The organism is Capsulimonas sp. (assembly GCF_039929585.1).
GTDB lineage: Bacteria > Armatimonadota > Armatimonadia > Armatimonadales > Capsulimonadaceae > Capsulimonas.
This window is the reverse complement of sequence record NZ_JBDSQY010000341.1, coordinates 1-3,309: the sequence shown is the minus strand read 5'-3', so window position 1 is coordinate 3,309 and position 3,309 is coordinate 1. Positions and strand designations below refer to the sequence as shown.

General features: G+C 59.8%; 4 protein-coding genes and 1 tRNA gene. 1 reads left to right on the top strand and 4 read right to left on the bottom strand.

Features of this window, described 5'->3' with window-relative positions; all coding sequences use genetic code 11:
• From ABIZ35_RS26260 to ABIZ35_RS26245, 4 genes are all read right to left on the bottom strand, one after another.
• On the bottom strand, positions 1–582 hold a 582-nt coding region (locus ABIZ35_RS26260; protein WP_348222904.1), incomplete at its 3' end, for a biotin/lipoyl-binding protein.
• Positions 583–744: 162 nt separating this feature from the next.
• Positions 745–996, bottom strand: a complete 252-nt coding sequence (locus ABIZ35_RS26255) for a hypothetical protein (RefSeq protein ID WP_348222903.1) — start codon at positions 994–996, stop codon at positions 745–747.
• Between the two features lie 164 nt (positions 997–1,160).
• Positions 1,161–1,676: a hypothetical protein gene (locus ABIZ35_RS26250; protein ID WP_348222902.1), complete on the bottom strand. Its 516-nt coding sequence runs from the start codon at positions 1,674–1,676 to the stop codon at positions 1,161–1,163.
• Positions 1,677–1,834: 158 nt separating this feature from the next.
• Positions 1,835–1,911: transfer RNA gene (locus tag ABIZ35_RS26245), tRNA-Asp, on the bottom strand.
• A gap of 150 nt (positions 1,912–2,061) precedes the next feature.
• Between ABIZ35_RS26245 and ABIZ35_RS26240 the strand changes: the two genes are divergently transcribed.
• Positions 2,062–3,075: a Gfo/Idh/MocA family oxidoreductase gene (locus ABIZ35_RS26240; RefSeq protein ID WP_348222901.1), complete on the top strand. Its 1,014-nt coding sequence runs from the start codon at positions 2,062–2,064 to the stop codon at positions 3,073–3,075.
• The last annotated feature ends 234 nt before the right edge of the window (positions 3,076–3,309 follow it).

Genomic DNA, 3,309 nt, shown 5'->3' with positions numbered 1-3,309 from the left:
ATAATCCGCGCTGGCCTGGGCGATTTGTACGCCCGCCTGTGCGTCGGCAATGGCGTCGGCGCTAGCCTGCGCCTCGGCCTGCGCGTCGGACACGCCCTGCGCCGCCACGGAGTACTGAGCGGTCGCCTGCGCGACGGCGGCGCGGTGGTGCAAATGATGCGTCAGATGCGCAACCTGCGCGTTGATCCGCGCCCCGTTCGCCGCCTGGATCGCCTGCTGCGTTTTGGCGGAAAGTTCAGCGCTGTCAAGCTGTGCGATCAATTGCCCGGCGCGCACGCGGTCCCCAGGATACACGGGCAGCGAGACGAGCGCCCCCGTGATACGCGGTGAAATCTCCTGCTCGTTGAAGGGCAGGACCGATCCCGTGTAAGTCACCGTATCGTCCAGTGATCCTCGCCGCACGGACGCGAGGGAAACCGGAGCGGCGCCCGTGGGTGGACGCATGGCGCTCATATCCATCGCCTGGGCGGAAATCACATCGAGCTGTCCAGGCTTATGGAAGCTCCGCACAGCCACAAGAGTGATCGCAATCACGATGACGAGAGCCAGGAGGCTCAGCGTATTTTTCCAGAGTCCGCGCATAGAAGTATCCGATCCAGAAAGCCGATCTCAAAAAAGCGGCTTGGCGAGAGTTGGTTCAACCCTCGGCGGTTCTCATCCCTAAGAACCGCCGAGGCCAGGAGGGCGCCAAGCTTGCGTTCCCGGCGCCTTGCCGCCCGAAGGCGACATTTGTCTGCCCGCAGGCTACATTTTCATGCCGCCCATTGGCTTCGCGGGCACGGCTTTCTTAGACACCGCAACAGGAACGAGCTTACCGCCGTCCATCGGATCTTTGAAGTGATCCTTCTTCGCCGTGGCGGCGTCATACTTCATATGGCACTTGGAGCACACATAGGTCGTCGGAGCGGTCTTGGCGTGCGCCTTGGGCTTGGCGGCGTTTGCGGACAGAGGCGTCAGGCTGATCGCCAGAACGGCGAGAGCAATCGCGGTCTTCATGTTGTTATTCTCCTTGTGAAAGTCACAAAAGGGACTTCCGTGTGGCGTGGGCTATGGCTTGAGGCAGGAGCGAACCTCCCACATCAAGACAGGGTGGATATCGTAGTCGGATAGATTTGATCGGCCGCAAAGGGCGTTACGCCAAAGCGACTTGGAGCGAAGGGTTAGGAAATTGGAGGCGCACGTAACCCATGCGAACGAATCGATGGGCGCGGTGAACAAGGCGAAGATTGCGGACGAGGGGCGTCCACAGGAATTTCAATCGGCAAGGAAACGGAAACGACAGCAGCAGGCGGGGCGGCTGCGGGGGCGGCGTCCAGCATCCATCGCTGCGTGGTGGGAGTGAACGCGGCCTGGGAGCTTCGAAGCGACTTCACCGTAATCAAACATGTGGCGGCATGCAGCTCCGGCTGCGGCGAAGCGCCCGTATGCGACATCGCCATCCCGCAGGCGCGCATCAGCGCCGCTTTGGAGCGGCAGCAGGACATTTGCGAACAGCGAATTTGTGACGGCGTCGCTCCAGAAATAGGAATAACAGCGTGCATACAAGGACGCGACGACGGGGATGCCCCCACACAACGAACGCTAACGTCCGCGAGAGCGCATGCAGGAACAACCGCCTGTACGAACATCGTCAGGAGGAGGACCAGCATCACCCAGTTGTAAAGTCGCCGTTTCATCTGTGCGTTTATCGTACCCCTCTTCTCCTTAGTTTACAAAGGAACGAAGAAAATAGTTCCATAGTGGAACCGTCGCACAGCGAACCAGTATAAAAACGAAAAAACCGCAAAACCGGGCAATTTCTTCATTGCGTCGATTCTGCGGCTAATTCTTTAAGTGGCGGGGATGACGGGACTTGAACCCGCGGCCTCTGCCTTGACAGGGCAGCGCTCTAACCAATTGAGCTACACCCCCATGGCCTTTTCGCTTTTGCTTGTTTTCACTAGCGGGCGAACGAGAACAAGTATACCCTCAGTAAGGCTTGGTGTCAATACCCAGTCGTCAATATTTTCGGAGCGTGTTTTGTCTTGACGCCCCCGCCCCCTCCTGCCATAATATCGTATCATGACAAAACTCACCACCGCTTTTTTGGGCGTCGCCCACATTCACACGCCGGATTTCGTACGCCGTCTCAATGCCAGAAGCGGCCAGATCACCGTCAAATATGTTTACGACCGTGAGGCCGAGCGCGGAACGAAGGTCGCTGGCGAGACCGGCGCACAGTTCGTCTCGGATGTCGACACGATTTTGAACGATCCCGAGGTTACCTCGGTGATCGTCTGCTCCGAGACAAACTTCCATGAAGACCTCGTGATCCGCGCCGCGAAGGCGGGTAAGAACCTGTTTGTCGAGAAGCCGCTGGGCCTGGGCGCGGAAGATTCCGCCAATATCGCCGCCGCCATCAAAGAAGCCGGCGTGATTTTCCAGACCGGTTTCTTCCAGCGCAGCAGCCCCATCAACATCTTCATCAAGAAGGAGATTGAGGCCGGCAACCTGGGCAAGATCACCCGCGTCAGCTACTCCAACTGCCATCAGGCGGCGCTGGACGGCTGGTTCGACACTGACTGGCGCTGGCTCGCCGACAAGTCCCTTGCCGGCGGCGGCGCGATGCTGGACCTGGGCGCGCACATGCTGGACCTGATTATCGACACGATCATCCCCAGCGAAGGCGAAGTCACGAGCCTGGCGGCGGCGCTCGGCAACAAGGGCGGACGCTACGGCGATGAGATCGACGAGTACGGCACAGCCCTACTCACCTTCGCCTCCGGCGCGACAGCCACGTTCGACGCCAGCTGGATCGATCCAAAGCTCAAGTCCACCTGGGAGATTTATGGAACCGAAGGCCAGATCCAGGTTATCGGTTATACTCAGGTCCTTTACTTCTCCAAAAAAGTCGAAGGCGCCGACGGCTCCCCCATCACCGAACTTCCCGCCAGCGCCCCGCACGCCTTCGAGCTGTGGGTGGAAGCCCTCCTGGGCAACACTCTCCCCGTCCCACTCGTCACCGTGGACCAAGCCGCTCTCGGCAGCACGCTGATGGAACGGATCTACATCTCGGCGGGACGGACAACGCGGTAGCGACCTATTCCCCCGGCGCTTTAGCGCGTTTCCCCCTTTTCCCAGTGAAGGGCTAAAGCCCGGGAAAAGGGGTGTTCGTAACTACCGCCCAGGCGAGTTTTGTCGTTTGGTCATAGGAGAAGAGGCCCCTCCGCCCCAATTCTGGGGGACTCGGTTTTGGCCCCTCCGCCCCAATTCTGGGGGACTCGGTTTTGGCCCCTCCGCCCCAATTCTGGGGGACTCGGTTTTGGCCCC